Source organism: Kitasatospora sp. NPDC004240, from assembly GCF_053603215.1.
This window is the reverse complement of the sequence record NZ_JBSGFD010000022.1, coordinates 52,380-68,484: the sequence shown is the minus strand read 5'-3', so window position 1 is coordinate 68,484 and position 16,105 is coordinate 52,380. Positions and strand designations below refer to the sequence as shown.

Genomic DNA, 16,105 nt, shown 5'->3' with positions numbered 1-16,105 from the left:
CTTCTGTGGTCCATACGCAACGCGGCGGCGCGCGCGGCCCGCCCCCCCCCCCGCGCGCTTCGGCGTTCCCGCAGGCACGCACCGGCCGCGGGCACGCACCGGCCGGGGGGGCGTACGGGGCGAGGGGGCGTACGGACGGGCCCGAGCACCGGTGCCGCGACGCCCGTACGACCGGGGCACGCCCGTGGACGCAGGCACACGGCCTGGCCGAGCGCCGGCGTGAAGCCCCGCGCACGGTCGGCCCCGAGCACCGACGCACACACGCATCGCCCTCTACGGGCACGCGAAGAGCCGCCCCGACTCCCTCCCTCAAAGGAGTCGGGGCGGCTCGCTCGGCCTGCCTGGGGGGATCAGGAGGCCGGGCCCACCCTCACGGTGGTCAGGCGGCCGCCGTGGGTCTCACGGACGACCTCGATCCGGGTGTTGGTGTCCGGCACCTTCACACCCAGCTGCGGCGTGGCCGGGTCGCTGTACACGCCGGTGCGGTCGTTGAAGACCGGCACGGCGGGCTCGGAGCCGATCCGCACCGGGACACCGGCCTTGTGCAGGGTGAACGGCGTGGTGGGCTTCAGCGAGAAGGTCGCGTCGAAGGTCTGCGCGCGGCCGTTCACCAGGGAGCCGTCGGCGAAGCGGATCGGCGTCGGGTGGGCGTCGATCGGCAGGATCATGCCGCCGCCGGGGTGGTCCTTGGTGTTGTTGTCGCCGTACCCGGTGTCCCAGAGCCAGATGAGCACGCCCTCCTGGTACGGGTAGTTGTCGACGATGTCCTTCTTGCCGTCGACGCCGGTGTAGCCGAAGCTGTACGGCCCGGTCTTCAGGAAGGCGCCGTAGCCGGCGTAGCGGCGGTTCTCCACCAGGTAGGCCCGCGGGTGCTGCTTGACCGCGTCGCGGCCGGTGACCACCGAGAAGCCGGTCGCCGTCCAGCCGTTGAGGCCGTTCTCGGCGCCGTCCGCGAACAGGGTGGTGTCGCCCGCGGAGATCCGCACCGCGTCGACCAGCACGCCCCGGCCGTGGGTGTTGCTGTCCGAGGTGACGTGGAAGCGCAGCCGCACCTGCTTCCCGGCGTAGCCGTCCAGCGGGATGTGCAGCTGCCGGTACGCACCCGAAGTGCCGCTCAGGCCGGGCGTGTTGGCGGTGGTGTTGCCGATCGGCGTGCCGTCGACGGTGCCGCCGAGCGAGGTCCAGGCCTTGCCGCCGTCGGTGGAGGCCTCCACCGAGAGGAAGTCGTAGTCCTGCTCGATGTCGTACCAGACGGCCGCGTCGAGGGCCGCCGGGCCGGTCACCGCGCGCAGGTCCACGTCGCGGGCCAGCGAGTTGTCCAGGTTGTCGCCCTGGTTGCTCCACCAGTGCCGGCCGCCCTCGCGCGGGTCGGTGAGGGTGGTCGTGGTGGTGCCGTCCGGCAGGTGGACGAGGACCGCCTGGGCCTGGTCGGTGTTGTAGCTGCTGACACCGAGGGCGTGGGTGGAGCGGGTGGCGGCCTGTGCCTCGTCGTAGTTCAGCCAGCCGAACTGCAGCTTGCTCCAGGCGTCGAGGTCACCGGGGTAGCCGCCGGTGGTGTTCTTCCCCTTGCCCAGGTACGAGCCGGAGGACATCAGCGACCAGAAGTTGACGCTGTTGTCGCCGCCGCTGGTGCTGTAGAGGTCGGGCAGGCCGAGGTTGTGGCCGAACTCGTGGGCGAACAGGCCCACGCCGCTGTTCTCGCCGGCCTGGACGTAGTCGTAGACGTACAGGCCCGAGTCGCCGACCGGCGCGCCGCCGATCCGGTTGCCCGCCGGGCCGGTCTGGCCGGCCGGGTCGGGGAAGGCCCAACTGCGGTGCGCCCACAGCGCGTCGGCGCCCTGTGCGCCGCCGCCCCAGGTCTCGTCGACGCCCGCGTGCACCACCACGACGTTGTCGAGGTAGCCGTCGGCCTCCTCGAACTCGCCGTTCTTGTCGTGGTCGTAGCGGTCGTGGACGTCGTACCGGGCCAGCTCGGCCTTGACGTCGGCGGCCGAACGGCCCTTGGCGATCTCGCCGTCGTACCAGGCCTTCACCGCGTCGCGGATGAACTCCTGGCCCTGGGTCCAGGCGCCGGAGCCCTGGGGGCCCTTGTTGCTGCCGTAGCGGGCCTCGTTGTAGGGCACGGTGACCCAGTCGCTGACGGTGCCCTCGATGTCGTAGCGGCCGGAGGACTGGGTGCGGTAGTAGTTGCGCATCGAGACCGCGCCGGGCGAGTCGTCGAAGAACAGCTGCTGGTAGTAGGCGCGGTTGAAGTCGCCGGTCCAGAGCGTGTGGTTGTCGCCCTTGCCGGGCTTGGGGATCTGGTTGTGCAGCGGGCCGGGGGTGCCGCCGTAGCGGGGCTGCCCGTTGTGGGTGGTGGTGCTGTCCACCGTGTCGCCGAACTGGGCGAGGATGACGAAGACCTTGTCCTTGCGCTGCTGCGCGAGCTGGACGTAGTCGTTGCCGATCCGCACCTTGGCGGGGGCCCGCTTGTCGGAGGTCTTCGCCACGGTGCCCTTGTTGAGCTGTTCGAGCGCCTTGGTGCGGAGGGACTGGCGCTCGCGCTCCTGCGGGGCGAGCGGGCCGGGCGGGGCCTCGGCGCCGCCGCCCTCGCCCTGCTGGGCGGCGGCGAGGGACGGGGTGGCGGCGGGGGAGGGGGGAGCGGCCTGGGCGGGGGCGCCGAGGAAGGTGGCCGCTATCGCGCTCGTGGTGAGCGCGGCCGCGAATGCCGCGGACAATCTGCGCAACTGACCGGTCCTTTCGGGACGGTGGGTGGCCGGATTGGGCGCAGGTAATATTTCACATGTCATGGTTCACATGGAAGACATCGGGGCACTGAACGTCGCGGGCCCCTCGGCGATCCGTCGCCGAGGGGCCCGCGACCGTTCGCGGTCGACGGCGGGTCAGCCCAAGGTCTCCCGCAGGAAGGCCAGTTCGGCCACGGTGACCTGCTCCTGCACCCCGCCCGGCGTCATGTGGGTGACGCCCGGCAGCGGCAGCACGCGGTGCGGCCGGCCGGCGCGGGTGAGCGCCTGCGAGAGCAGCAGGGTGTGCGAGGGGTGGACGTTGTCGTCGTCCAGGCCGTGGATCAGCAGCAGCGGCCGGGAGAGTGACGGCGCCTCGTCGATCAGCCGGTCCGCCGCGTAGCCGGCCGGGTTGTCCTGCGGCAGGCCGAGGTAGCGCTCGGTGTAGGCGGTGTCGTACAGCCGGAAGTCGGTGGGCGGGGCGCCCGCGCAGGCGGCGTGGAAGACGTCGGGGCGGCGCAGCACCGCGAGTGCGGCGAAGTAGCCGCCGTACGACCAGCCGCGGACGCCGACCCGGGTGAGGTCGAGGTCGGGGTGGTCCCCGGCGAGCGCGTGCAGGGCGTTCACCTGGTCGTCCAGGGCGACCTGGGAGAAGCGGCGGAAGATCGCCCGGGTGAAGTCGGGGGAGACGAAGGGGGTGCCCCGGTTGTCGGTGGTGACCACGGCGAAGCCCTGGTCGGCCCACCACTGGCGCAGCTGCCAGCGGCGCGGCTCGTTCGCCACGGCCTGGAATCCGGGCCCGCCGTAGACGTCCAGCAGCACCGGGAGCCGCCGGCCGGCGACGTGGTCGCGCGGGTACACCACGGCGGTGGGCAGGCCGAGTCCGGTGACCCGGGCCAGCCGCGGGGTGACCGTGTAGGGGAACGCGGCGGCCAGGTCGCGGAGTCCGGTCTCCCGGCCGTCGTGGCGCACCCGGCGGGTGATGCCCCCGGGGTGGGCCGAGGTGAGCACCAGGGTGGCGCCGCAGACCTGGGCGCCGTGCACGCCGGGGCCCTCGCTGAGACGCTCGGGGGCGCCGCCGTCCGGGTCGATCAGGTGGAGGTGCTGGTCGGCCGGGTCGCCCTCGCCGGTCTCGGCGAGCAGCCGGCCGTCGAACTCGCCGACCACGCGGCGGATCTGCAGCCCGGTGGTGTCCAGCACCTTGCCGTCCAGCGCGAGCCCGCGCGCCTCGGGGGTGTCGTGCACGGTGAGCAGCCGGCCGCCGGCCAGCCGGTCGGGCGTGCCGGGCAGCACGTCCACCCAGAACTCGTCGGTGGTGCAGGAGAGTTCGACGCTCTCGCCGGTGGCCGGGTCGGCGCTGAGCAGCAGCACGTGCTGCTGCAGCCGGTCGGCGACGGTCAGCAGGACCTCGCCGTCGCCGTCCCAGCGGGCGTCGCAGAGGTAGGGGAAGGCCTCGGCGTCCCAGCGCAGCCGGACCCGGCCGCCGTCCAGGCCGAGGACCCAGAGCTGGACGTCGGCGTTGGGGCCGCCGGCCTGCGGGTAGGCGAAGTCCTCGGCGGCCCGCCGGGGCGCGGCCGGGTCGGCGAAGTGGAGCCGGGGCAGGGCGGATTCGTCCACCCGGGCGGCCAGGACCGCGCCGCCGTCCGGGCGCCACCAGTGGCCGCGGGAGCGGCCGAGCTCCTCGGCGGCGGCGAACTCGGCGACGCCCCAGCGGGCGCCGTCGGCGGGGCTGAGCGGGGTGGTGTCCGGGGTGACGTACAGCGCGTCGTCGGCGACGTAGGCGATCCGCTCGCCGGTGGCGTCCGGGCGCGGGTCGAAGGCGGGCCCGGCGGTGGGCAGTTCGGTGGTCGCGGCGGTGGCGGTGTCGCTGCGGAACAGCCGTCCGTCCAGGGTGAAGACGGCCACCGAGCAGTCGGGGGTGGCGGCGAAGGAGCCGATGCCGGCGGCGGTGAGGCGGATCCGCTCGCGCAGCCGCCGCTCGACGGCCGGCAGGTCGTGCCGCTCGCCGGTGCGGCCGGGGGCGAGTGCGGCGGGGTCGGCGATCAGGCGCTCCTCGCCGGTGGCGAGGTCGAGCAGCCGGAGGGCGTCGAGCGGGTCCTCCGGTCCGCCGGAGCGGAGCAGGAGCAGACGGGTGCCGTCCGCGGCGAGGGTGAGCGCGCGCGGGGAGCCGTGGGTGAAGCGCCCGGTCCGGGCGCTCAGCGAGAGGAAGGGGTCGGTGATGGTCACCGCCCGATGGTCGCGGTGCGGCGGGCGGCCCACCAGTAGGATGCCATGTGAAATGTCACACACCAGATCGGGAGTGAGATGTACGGCATCAACGAGCACGAGGCGGCCCCCGCGCCCGTGCCCGGCACGGACGGGCTGTTCTCCCTGGAGCGCGGCGTGCTGCACCTCAACCACGGCTCGTACGGCGCCGTGCCGCTACCCGTCCAGCGCGCGCAGCAGCGACTGCGCGCCGAGCAGGAGCGTGACCCGGACGGCTTCTTCGCGGACCTGCCCGCCCGGGTCGAGGCCGCCCGGACCGCCGTCGCCGCCGAACTGGGCGCCGACCCGGCACGCCTCGCGCTGCTGACCAACGTCACCGAGGGCGTCGCGGTGGCGCTGGAGAGCGTCCCGCTCGGCCCCGGCGACCGGATCCTGGTCACCGACCACGGCTACGGCGCGGTCACCCGGGCGGTACGGCGGCGCGCCGAGGAGACCGGCGCCGAGGTCCGGGTCGTCCACCTCCCGCTGGACGTCCCGGACGAGCGGGCGGTGGGCGAGGCCGTCCTCGCCGCGGTCGACGGGCGCACCACGATGGCCGTGCTCGACCTGGTCAGCTCGCCGACCGCCCGGCTGATCGCCACCGCCCCGCTGCTGCGGGAGCTGCGCGTGCGCGGCGTGACCACGGTGGTCGACGCCGCGCACGCCCCCGGCATGCTGCCCGCGCCGGTCGGCGAGCACGCCGACTTCTGGCTGGGCAACCTCCACAAGTGGGCCTTCGCCCCGCGCGCCACCGGGGTGCTCGCCGTCTCCCCCTGGTGGGCGCCGCGGGTCCGCCCGCTCGCGCTCTCGTGGGAGCACGACCGGGGCTTCCCCGCGAACGTGGAGTGGCGCGGCACCTGCGACTACACGCCCTGGCTGGCCGCCCCGGACGGGCTGGCGCTGCTGCGGGCGCTCGGCCCGGCCCGGGTGCGCCGCCACAACGAGCGGCTCGCCGCGTACGGCCGGCGGGTGCTGGCGGAGCGGGCCGGTCTGCTGCCCCTGCCGGCGAGCCCCGGGGTGTCGATGCGCGCGCTGCGGCTGCCGGCCGGGGTCGGCGAGAGCGACGAGCAGGCGCGCGCGGTGATGGCCCGGGCGTGGCAGCGGCTGTCCGCCCGGATCGTGGTGCGGCCGTGGCCGGGCGGCGGGGTGCTGCGGGTCAGCGCGCAGCTGTACAACCGGCCGGAGGAGTACCGGCGGCTGGCGGACGGGCTGCGGGACCTGCTCCGGAGCTGATCGGTCACCCCGGCTCCCGGCCGCCCCGCCTACTCGACCGCCCCGGCCACCTGCGCGCTCGGCTGCCCGCCCTGCTGCTCGCTCGTCGCGCGGAGCTCGGCGAGCAGCAGGTTCTGGTCGGCGAGCAGCACGGTGAGGATCCGCCGGGCGGCCCGCAGCAGGTCGGCGACGTCCCCGCCGGCCAGCGCGTACACCACGGTGGAGCCCTCCCGGGTGGCGGTGACGATGCCGGAGCGGCGCAGGACGGCGAGCTGCTGGGAGAGGCTGGACGGTTCGATGTCCAGGTCCGCCAGCAGGTCCCTGACCGGGGTGGGCCCGGCCTGAAGCAGCTCCAGCACCCGGATCCGCACGGGGTGGCCGAGCATCCTGAAGAACTCGGCCTTGGCCTGGTACAGCGGCTGCGGCACGACGCTCCCCCCTTCCTGTGCACCCGGTCCGGTCAGATCTCCAGTCCGACCTCGATCCGCTTGAGCTGGTGCCGCGCCATGGCGAGGTTGGAGCGGGTGCGGTTGAGCGCGAGGAACAGGAACAGGCCCCGGCTGGTCTTGGTGGTGAGCGGGCGGACCAGGTGGTACTGGCTGGTCAGGCTGACCAGGATGTCCTCGATCTCGTTGTCGTGGAGGTTGAGCATCTCCATGGTGCGCATCTTGGCGCGGACCAGGTCGGTGTTGCCGGCGGCGGCCACGTTGAGGTCCAGCTCGCCGCCCTCGCCGAGGGTGCCGAGCGCCATCCCGCTGCCGTAGTCGACCAGGGCCACGCCGATCGCGCCCTCGATGGCCATGGCTTCCTTGAGCGCGGTCTCCAGATTCGCCATCGCTGTGCTCCTCCTGTGAGTGGATGGGTGGTGGCTGTGCTCCGAATGTAAGGAGAAGGACCGGCGTTACAGGAGAGATGACCGGAGACGATCGAAGTTGACGCCTTGGCGATCGCTTGAAGACATTTGCAACTATGGATCTGAGAGAGATTTGATCCAGTGGCCCGGAAAAACGGTGCTATCGATGTCGGTCCACCCGGGTAACCTCTCGCTGAGATGCCAGATCACACCAACCACACCCGGACGGCGATGAACACCCCTGTGCCCGAGCGTCCCGCGCGGCGGGAGTCCGACGACGAGCGGGAGCTCAACCCCGCCGAGGCCTACGCGGCCTTCCGCCGCCGGGCGAAGGAGCAGGCCACCGCCCTGTACGGCTTCCAGCAGCTCTACGACTTCCCGCTGGACGACTTCCAGCTCAAGGCCTGCGAGGCCCTGGAGGCCGGAGAGGGCGTGCTGGTGGCCGCGCCCACCGGCTCCGGCAAGACCATCGTCGGCGAGTTCGCCGTGCACCTGGCCCTGCAGAGCGGGCGCAAGTGCTTCTACACCACGCCGATCAAGGCGCTGTCCAACCAGAAGTACGGCGACCTGGTCAAGCGCTACGGCGCCGCCAAGGTCGGCCTGCTCACCGGTGACAACAGCGTCAACGGCGACGCGCCCGTGGTGGTCATGACCACCGAGGTGCTGCGCAACATGCTGTACGCCGGCTCCTCCTCGCTGGACGGCCTCGGCTACGTGGTCATGGACGAGGTGCACTACCTCGCCGACCGCTTCCGCGGCGCCGTCTGGGAGGAGGTCATCATCCACCTCCCCGAGTCGGTCGTGCTGGCCTCGCTCTCGGCCACCGTGTCCAACGCGGAGGAGTTCGGCGACTGGCTGGACACCGTCCGCGGCGGCACCAGGGTCATCGTCTCCGAGCACCGCCCGGTCCCGCTCTGGCAGCACGTGATGGCCGGCAACCGGATGTACGACCTGTTCGCCAACCCGGACCGCGACGGCCGCCCCAAGGACGCCCCGCGCAACCCCGGCAAGGCGGTCAACCCCGAGCTGGTCCGGCTCGCCCGCTCCGAGCTCGACCGCAACCCCCGCGACCGCTTCGGCCGCGGCCGCGGGCGGAGCATGCCCAACGGCCGGCCCGGCAAGGTCTGGACGCCGGGCCGGGTGGACGTCATCGACCGGCTCGACGCCGAGGGCCTGCTGCCCGCGATCACCTTCATCTTCAGCCGGGCCGGCTGCGAGGCCGCCGTCCAGCAGTGCCTCTCCTCCGGGCTGAGGCTCAACAAGGACGCCGAGCGCGCCCAGGTCCGCGCCATCGTCGAGGAGCGCTGCGCCGACATCCCCGACGAGGACCTGCACGTCCTCGGCTACTTCGAGTGGCTGGACGGCCTGGAGCGCGGCATCGCCGCCCACCACGCCGGGATGCTGCCGCGGTTCAAGGAGGTCGTCGAGGAGCTGTTCGTGAAGGGCCTGGTCAAGGCCGTCTTCGCGACCGAGACCCTGGCGCTCGGCATCAACATGCCCGCCCGCTCGGTGGTCATGGAGAAGCTGGTCAAGTGGAACGGCGAGACCCACGCCGACATCACCCCCGGCGAGTACACCCAGCTCACCGGACGGGCCGGGCGGCGCGGCATCGACGTCGAGGGCCACGCGGTGGTGCTCTGGCAGCGCGGCCTCGACCCGGAGGCCCTGGCGGGCCTGGCCGGCACCCGCACCTACCCGCTGCGCTCCTCCTTCCGGCCGTCCTACAACATGGCGGTCAACCTGGTCTCCCAGTTCGGCCGGCACCGCTCGCGCGAGCTGCTGGAGACCTCCTTCGCGCAGTTCCAGGCCGACCGCTCGGTGGTCGGCATCGCCAAGCAGGTCCAGCGCAACGAGGAGGGCCTGGACGGCTACCGCGCGTCCATGACCTGCCACCTCGGCGACTTCGAGGAGTACATGGGCCTGCGCCGCGGGCTCAAGGAGCGCGAGAACGAGCTGGCCCGCGAGGGCAGCAGCCAGCGCCGGGCCGCCGCGATCGAGGCCATCGAGCAGCTCAAGCCGGGCGACGTCATCCACGTCCCCACCGGGAAGTTCGCCGGCCTCGCCCTGGTCCTGGACCCGGGTCTGCCGCCGGTCAGCCGCTCCGGCCGGGGCGGCCCGCGCCACCCCGACTTCCAGGACGGCCCGCGCCCGGTGGTGCTCACCGCCGAGCGGCAGGTCAAGCGGCTCGCCATGATCGACTTCCCGTACCCGGTCAGTGCGGTCGAGCGGGTGCGGATCCCCAAGTCGTTCAACCCGCGCAGCCCGCAGTCCCGCCGGGACCTCGCCTCCGCGCTGCGTACCAAGGCCGGCCACCTGGAGCCCGAGCGGTTCCGCCGGGGCCGCGCGGCCGCCGCCGACGACAGCGAGATCACCCGGCTGCGCGCCGAGCTGCGCCAGCACCCGTGCCACGGCTGCGACGAGCGGGAGGACCACGCCCGCTGGTCCGAGCGCTACCACCGGCTGCACCGCGACACCGAGCTGCTGGAGCGCAAGATGCGCTCCCGCACGCACACCATCGCCCGCACCTTCGACCGGGTCTGCGGCCTGCTCACCGACCTGGGCTACCTCCACGGGGACACCGTCACCGAGGACGGCAAGCGCCTCGGCCGGCTCTACGGCGAGCTCGACCTGCTGGCCTCCGAGTGCATCCGCGAGGGCGTCTGGGACGGCCTGGCGGCGGCCGAGCTCGCGGCCTGCGCCTCCGCGCTGGTGTACGAGGCCCGGCAGTCCGACGACGCCACCGCGCCGCGGGTGCCCGAGGGCGGTGCCAAGGAGGCGCTCGGCAAGATGGTCCGGATCTGGGGCCACCTGGACGCCCTGGAGGAGCAGCACCGGATCAACACCGCCGAGGGCGTCGGCCAGCGCGAGCCGGACCTCGGCTTCGCCTGGGCCGCGTACCGCTGGGCGCTCGGCCACAGCCTGGACTCGGTGCTGCGCGACGCCGACATGCCGGCCGGTGACTTCGTCCGCTGGACCAAGCAGCTGATCGACGTGCTCGGCCAGATCCAGGACGCCGCCGGCGAGAACGTCGAACTGCGCAGGTGCGCCCGCAAGGCGGTGGACGGGCTGCGGCGCGGGATCATCGCGTACTCCTCGGTGGGCTGACGCCCGCCGCGTCGCCGAACGCCGGAGGGGCCCGTCCGACCTGGACGGGCCCCTCCGGCGGTTCCCCGGCGGCCGTTCAGCCGGCCAGCACGGCCAGCAGGCGCTCCAGCGAGGTGCCCAGGCCCCAGCGGTCGGCGAGCACCTCCAGCGTCATCGGGTCCAGCGGCTCGGTCGGCAGCGCCGGGTCGAACTCCGGCAGCGGGGCGTCGGCCGCCACCCGGACCACGGTCGGCGCCACGTCCAGGTAGGCCGAGCCCTCCACCAGGTTGCGACGGCGGGCCGGGGTGAGGCGCGAGCCGAGGTCCAGCGCGGCCGCCCGGATCCCGGCCAGGTCGCCGTACTCGTGGATCAGCTGGGCGGCGGTCTTCTCGCCGATGCCCTTCACCCCGGGCAGGCCGTCGCTCGGGTCGCCGCGCAGCGCCGCCATGTCGGCGTACTGCGCGCCGCGCACGCCGTACTTCTCCAGCAGCACCGCGTCATCGGTGACCTGGAGGTTGCCCATGCCCTTGACCGGGTAGAGCACGGCGATCCCGCGCTCGTCGTCGACCAGCTGGAACAGGTCGCGGTCGCCGGTGACGATCCGCACCGGGCCGCGCGCCCGGGCGGTCAGGGTGCCGATGACGTCGTCCGCCTCGTAGCCGGGCGAGCCGACCCGGGCGATGCCGACGGCGTCCAGCACCTGCTCGATCACCGGTACCTGCGGCGCGAGGGTGTCCGGGATCTCCTCCTCGCCGTCGACGGCGGCCTCGGCGAGCCGGTGGGTCTTGTACGAGGGCACCAGGTCGACGCGCCACTGCGGGCGCCAGTCGGCGTCCATGCAGGCGACCAGCTGGTCGGGGCGGTGGTCGTGGACCAGGCGGGCGATGAAGTCCAGCAGGCCGCGGACGGCGTTCACCGGCTCGCCCCGCGGGGAGCGCAGCGAGTCCGGCACGCCGTAGTAGGCCCGGAAGTACAGGCTGGCGGAGTCCAGCAGCATCAGGTGCGGTGCGGTCACGGGTGCGGTCACGTCTCAGATCATGCCGTACGGGACGGACGGTGGCGGCCCTCCCGGGAGGGTCGGGAGGGCCGGGGGCTCAGTGTTCGTGCGGCCCGGCGCGGTGGACCGGACCGTGGGAGTCGGCGCAGTGCTCGGCGTCCTCCAGGACGGTGCCGGTGATCTGCAGCAGGGCGCCCGCCTCGTCCTCGCCGACGTGGTCCACCTGGAGCGTGCTGTGGGTGATCCGGTAGACGTCGCGCAGCTGCCGCTGGAGCCCGCGGCGCACGGCGTGGCAGTCGCCGCCCGGGGTGACCAGGATGTGCGCGGACAGCGCCGGCTCGCCCGAGGTGATCTCCCAGATGTGCAGGTCGTGGACCTCCTCCACGAGCGGCTGGGCGACCAGCCGGTCGGCCACCGCGTCGGGGTCGATGCCGGCCGGGGCGGCCTCCAGGAAGATCCGCCCGGAGTCGCGGACCAGGCCGGTCCCGGCCTTGAGCATCAGGGCCACCACGACCAGCGAGGCGATGGCGTCGGCCCGGACGAAGCCGGTGGTCAGCACGATCGCGCCGGCGACGGCGGTGGCGATGAACGCGTACAGGTCGGTCAGCACGTGCTGGAAGGCGCCCTCGACGTTCAGCGAGCTGCGGTTGGCCCGGGACATGCACCAGGTCGCCGCCAGGTTGACCACGATCCCGACCAGCGCGGTGACCAGCACCAGTGAGCCTTCCACCTCCGGCGGATCGAGCAGCCGGGTGACCGCCTCGTAGCCCAGCCAGGCCGAGAGCACCAGCAGGGTGACGCCGTTGGCCTGGGCGGAGAGGATCTCGGCCCGCTTGAGCCCGTACGTGTAGCCGCCGCGCGCCGGGCGGGCGGCCAGCCGCATCGCGATCAGCGCGAGGACGATCGAGGCGGCGTCGGTGAGCATGTGCGCGGCGTCCGAGATCAGCGCCAGCGACTGCGCGGCGAAGCCGACCACCACCTCGCCGGCCATGAACACCGTGATCAGGGTCAGTGCGGCGAGCAGCCACCGGCGGTCGGCGTCCGCGGAGACCCCGTGGGAGTGGCCGCCGTGCCCGTGCCCGTGGTCGTGCTGATGGTCATGGACATGATCATCATGGTGCTGCTCGTGACCGGCCATCGGAGTCCTCTCCTTGACGCGCGGGAAGTAAGGGGCACAACAGGCCTGCACCGGAAGTGAACCGCAGATCGAACGAAGATCCAAAGGCTGCACTGGTGACCGTTGTCGTTGCCGACGCGTCATGGTCCTCCGGTAGGGTCGCGCCTCGCGTCGAGCAGGGGAGAAGGCATCGTGGAGCGGGTCGGGCTGGGCACCATCGCCAAGGAGTGGGGGCGGATCGGGATCACCGGCTTCGGCGGACCGCCCGCGCACATCCTGCTGCTGCGCCGGCTCTGCGTGGAGCGGCGCGGCTGGATGAGCGAGGGCGAGTTCGAGGACGGCATCGCGGCGACCAACCTGCTGCCCGGTCCGGCCTCCACCCAGCTCGCCGTGTTCACCGCCTGGCGGCTGCGCGGCACCCCCGGCGCCCTGCTCGGCGGGTTCTGCTTCATCGCGCCCGGGCTGGCGCTGATCCTCGCGCTGTCCGCGCTGTTCCTGGCCGGCGACCCGCCGCCGTGGGTGCTCGGCGCCGCGGCCGGCGCCGGCGCGGCGGTCCCGGCGGTGGCCGTGCAGGCCGCCTCCGCGCTGGTCCCGGGCAGCCTCCGGCGGGCCGGGGAGGGCCGCGCCGGACGGCTGCGCTGGGCCGGGTACGCGCTCGCGGGCGCGGTGGCCGCCGTCCTCACCGGCCCCTGGCTGGTCCTGGTGCTGATCGCGACCGGCCTCACCGAGGTCGCCGTCCGGGCCCCGCGGGACGGCCGGCGTGGGGACGGGCGACGTGGGGACGGCCGGCGCGGGGCCGGACTGCCGCCGGTCGTCGGGCTCGCCGCGCTGCCGGCCCTCGGCGGGCTGGGGGCGGTCTCCTGGGTGGCGTTCAAGGTGGGCGCGCTCTCGTACGGGGGCGGCTTCGTGATCATCCCGCTGATGCGGGACGACGCGGTGCACCGCTACCACTGGATGACGGACGGACAGTTCCTCAACGCCGTCGCCCTGGGTCAGGTCACTCCGGGGCCGGTGGTGCACACCGTCTCCGCCGTCGGGTACGCGGCCGCCGGGACCGTCGGCGGGCTGCTGGCCGCGCTGGTGGCCTTCGCGCCGTCCTTCCTGTTCGTGATCCTCGGCGGCGCGCACTTCGACCGGCTCCGCGCCGACCGGCGGGTCCAGGACTTCCTGACCGGCGCCGGCCCGGCCGTGACCGGGGCGATCGCGGGCTCCGCCCTGCCGCTGGCCGCCTCGCTGTCGTACGGCTGGCAGTGGGCGGTGCTGGCCGGCGCCCTGCTCTGGCTGCTCGCGGCGCGCCGGGGCGTGGTCGCGGCGCTGCTGCTGGCGGGCGGGGCCGGGGTGGCCGCGGTGCTGGCGGGGCTGCCGCCGGCCTGAGACCGAGACGGCCCCGGGACCGGGAGCGTGACGGCCCCGGCGGGTGCTCACCGCCGGGGCCGTGCCGGATGCGGGGCCGGAGGCGTAGGCGTCGGGCCCGGGGCGTCGGGGTGTCCGGGCTCAGGCGAGGAAGCCCGCCTCCACCACCTCCAGCGGGACCGTCCGGGCGGCCGTCGCGGCCCGGACCAGGGCCTGCATCACCCGCAGGTCCTCGCCCTGCTCCGGGTGCCACTGCACGCCGAGGGTGAAGCCGGGTCCCTCGACGGCCTCCACCGTGCCGTCGGGCGCGTACGCGCCGATCCGCAGCCCGTCGCCGAGCCGGTCCACCGCCTGGTGGTGGAAGGTCGGCACGGTCAGCTCGCTCTCCGGCAGCAACCCGCCGAGCAGCGTGCCCGGCACCGGGCGGACGGTGTGCTCGCCGTACCGGCCGGGGGAGCCGGTGTGCACGTCGGGGTCGACCACGTCGGGCAGGTGCTGGACGAGCGTGCCGCCGCACACCACGTTCAGCACCTGCATGCCCCGGCAGATGCCGAGCAGCGGCATGCCGGCGGCGAGCGCCCCCCGCAGGAGCGCCACCTCCCAGGCGTCCCGCTCGTGGGCGTCCGCCTCGGTCCTGGGGTGCGGCGGCCGCCCGTAGTAGGCCGGGTCGATGTCCGGTCCGCCCGCGATGACGAGCGCGTCCAGCCGGGCCAGCACCTCGGGGGCGCGCTCCGGCGCATCGGGTGGCAGCAGCACCGCGATCCCGCCCGAGTCCCGTACGTACGCGGTGTACCGCTCGGGCACCAGGGCCACGCGGCGGTCCCGCCAGTCGCTCCAACTCGCGTCCACCAGATAGGTGCTGACGCCGATGAAAGGCCTGCGATCCATGGCGCGCATTCTCCTCCCGTCCCACCCGGCAACCCGCCGATCCGCGATCGCGGCGCGCCACACGCACCCCGAGCGGCGCACAGATTCCATGCGCGCCCCCATGCGCGCCCGCCCCACCCGGCGCGCCGGGCGTGTCCGCCCTCTTCCGTGTGTCACCGGCAGGCCGTACGGTTCGCTGTGACCGCTTGATCTCGCTGAGTGATCGAGGAGGAGGGCTTCGCCATGTCCGAGACCGCGCCCCCGACAGCCGGACCCGGTTCGGGCGGACCACCGCGCGCGCCGCTCACCCTGGACGAACTGCGCACGCTGGTCGACGCCGGCGAGGTCCACACGGTCGCCCTGGCCTTCACCGACATGCAGGGCCGCCTCCAGGGCAAGCGCTTCGCCGCGCGCTTCTTCCTCGACGAGGTCGCCGAGCACGGCGCCGAGGCCTGCGACTACCTGCTCGCCGTGGACATCGACCTCAACACCGTGGACGGCTACGCGCTCTCCTCCTGGGAGACCGGCTACGGCGACTTCGCCATGCGCCCCGACCTCGCCACCCTGCGGCTCACCCCCTGGCAGCCCGGCACCGCCCAGGTCACCGCCGACCTCGCCCGGCACGGCGGCCGCCCGGTCGAGGCCGCCCCGCGCCAACTGCTGCGCCGGCAGATCGAGCGCCTCGCCGAGTACGGCCTGAGCGCCGACATCGGCACCGAACTGGAGTTCCTGGTCTTCCGCGACACCTACGAGCAGGCCTGGTCCGGCGGCTACCGCGGGCTCACCCCGGCCAACCAGTACAACGTCGACTACTCCCTCCTCGGCACCGCCCGGGTCGAGCCGCTGCTGTCCCGGATCCGGCTGGAGATGGCCGGCGCCGGCCTGGTCGTGGAGTCCGCCAAGGGCGAGTGCAACCTCGGCCAGCACGAGATCGCCTTCCGCTACGCCGACGCCCTCACCACCTGCGACCAGCACAGCGTCTACAAGACCGGCGCCAAGGAGATCGCCGCCCAGCAGGGCTGCGCGCTCACCTTCATGGCCAAGTACGACGAGCGCGAGGGCAACAGCTGCCACATCCACCTCTCGCTGCGCGACGCGGTCGGCGCCCCCGCCTTCGCCGACCGCGACGGCCGGATGACCGACACCATGCGCCACTTCCTGGCCGGCCAGCTCACCGCGCTGCGCGAGTTCAGCCTGCTCTACGCCCCCAACATCAACTCCTACAAGCGCTACCGCCCCGGCTCCTTCGCCCCGACCGCGGTCGCCTGGGGCCGGGACAACCGCACCTGCGCCTACCGGGTGGTCGGCCACGGCCCCGGCCTGCGGATGGAGAACCGGGTGCCCGGCGGCGACGTCAACCCGTACCTCGCGGTGGCCGGGATGCTCGCCGCCGGACTCCACGGTCTGCAGCAGAAGCTCGAACTGCCCGCGCCCTGCCTCGGCAACGCCTACGCCGTCGACGACTACGCCCGGGTGCCCGGCTCGCTGCGCGAGGCCGCCGACCTGTGGGCGCAGAGCGAGCTCGCCCGCGCCGCCTTCGGCCCGGACGTCGTCGAGCACTACCTCACCACGGCCCGCGTCGAGCTGGCCGCCTTCGACAACGCCGTCACCGACTGGGAGCGCTACCGCTCCTTCGAACGGATGTGAGCGGATGA

Annotated in this window: 11 protein-coding genes; 4 read left to right on the top strand and 7 right to left on the bottom strand. The window is 73.8% G+C overall.

The window, feature by feature from the left end; all coding sequences use genetic code 11:
* Positions 1-350: 350 nt before the first annotated feature.
* Positions 351-2,726 carry an immune inhibitor A domain-containing protein gene (locus tag ACWEQL_RS09115; RefSeq protein WP_452149542.1) on the bottom strand — a complete coding sequence of 792 codons (2,376 nt, stop codon included), beginning with the start codon at positions 2,724-2,726 and terminating at the stop codon, positions 351-353.
* A 156-nt stretch (positions 2,727-2,882) separates the two neighbouring features.
* The gene (locus tag ACWEQL_RS09110) at positions 2,883-4,949 is read right to left on the bottom strand and encodes a prolyl oligopeptidase family serine peptidase (protein WP_452149541.1); all 2,067 of its coding nucleotides are present in this window, start codon (positions 4,947-4,949) and stop codon (positions 2,883-2,885) included.
* Positions 4,950-5,027: 78 nt separating this feature from the next.
* Between ACWEQL_RS09110 and ACWEQL_RS09105 the strand changes: the two genes are divergently transcribed.
* Complete coding sequence (locus tag ACWEQL_RS09105) at positions 5,028-6,200, top strand: aminotransferase class V-fold PLP-dependent enzyme (protein ID WP_452149540.1); 1,173 nt, start codon at positions 5,028-5,030, stop codon at positions 6,198-6,200.
* 29 nt (positions 6,201-6,229) lie between these two features.
* On the opposite strand, the gene ACWEQL_RS09100 is transcribed toward ACWEQL_RS09105, so the two are convergent.
* Complete coding sequence (locus ACWEQL_RS09100; protein WP_452149539.1) at positions 6,230-6,607, bottom strand: ArsR/SmtB family transcription factor; 378 nt, start codon at positions 6,605-6,607, stop codon at positions 6,230-6,232.
* Positions 6,608-6,639: 32 nt separating this feature from the next.
* Positions 6,640-7,014, bottom strand: coding sequence for a hypothetical protein (locus ACWEQL_RS09095; RefSeq protein ID WP_452149538.1), 375 nt, complete (start codon positions 7,012-7,014; stop codon positions 6,640-6,642).
* 249 nt (positions 7,015-7,263) lie between these two features.
* On the opposite strand from ACWEQL_RS09095, the gene ACWEQL_RS09090 reads away from it, so the two are divergent.
* The gene (locus ACWEQL_RS09090; RefSeq protein ID WP_452149548.1) at positions 7,264-10,137 is read left to right on the top strand and encodes a DEAD/DEAH box helicase; all 2,874 of its coding nucleotides are present in this window, start codon (positions 7,264-7,266) and stop codon (positions 10,135-10,137) included.
* A gap of 76 nt (positions 10,138-10,213) precedes the next feature.
* Here ACWEQL_RS09090 and ACWEQL_RS09085 read toward each other — a convergent pair whose 3' ends face one another.
* Positions 10,214-11,113 (bottom strand): 5'-3' exonuclease, encoded by a 900-nt coding sequence (locus ACWEQL_RS09085; protein WP_452149547.1) that lies wholly within the window; start codon positions 11,111-11,113, stop codon positions 10,214-10,216.
* A 97-nt stretch (positions 11,114-11,210) separates the two neighbouring features.
* Positions 11,211-12,251, bottom strand: a complete 1,041-nt coding sequence (locus ACWEQL_RS09080) for a cation diffusion facilitator family transporter (RefSeq protein WP_452149537.1) — start codon at positions 12,249-12,251, stop codon at positions 11,211-11,213.
* A 171-nt stretch (positions 12,252-12,422) separates the two neighbouring features.
* Here ACWEQL_RS09080 and chrA point away from each other — a divergent pair, with 171 nt between their 5' ends.
* Positions 12,423-13,604, top strand: a complete 1,182-nt coding sequence (chrA, locus tag ACWEQL_RS09075; RefSeq protein WP_452149536.1) for a chromate efflux transporter — start codon at positions 12,423-12,425, stop codon at positions 13,602-13,604.
* A 120-nt stretch (positions 13,605-13,724) separates the two neighbouring features.
* Here chrA and ACWEQL_RS09070 read toward each other — a convergent pair whose 3' ends face one another.
* Positions 13,725-14,471: a gamma-glutamyl-gamma-aminobutyrate hydrolase family protein gene (locus ACWEQL_RS09070; RefSeq protein WP_452149535.1), complete on the bottom strand. Its 747-nt coding sequence runs from the start codon at positions 14,469-14,471 to the stop codon at positions 13,725-13,727.
* A gap of 222 nt (positions 14,472-14,693) precedes the next feature.
* On the opposite strand from ACWEQL_RS09070, the gene ACWEQL_RS09065 reads away from it, so the two are divergent.
* Positions 14,694-16,097 (top strand): glutamine synthetase family protein, encoded by a 1,404-nt coding sequence (locus ACWEQL_RS09065; RefSeq protein ID WP_452149534.1) that lies wholly within the window; start codon positions 14,694-14,696, stop codon positions 16,095-16,097.
* The last annotated feature ends 8 nt before the right edge of the window (positions 16,098-16,105 follow it).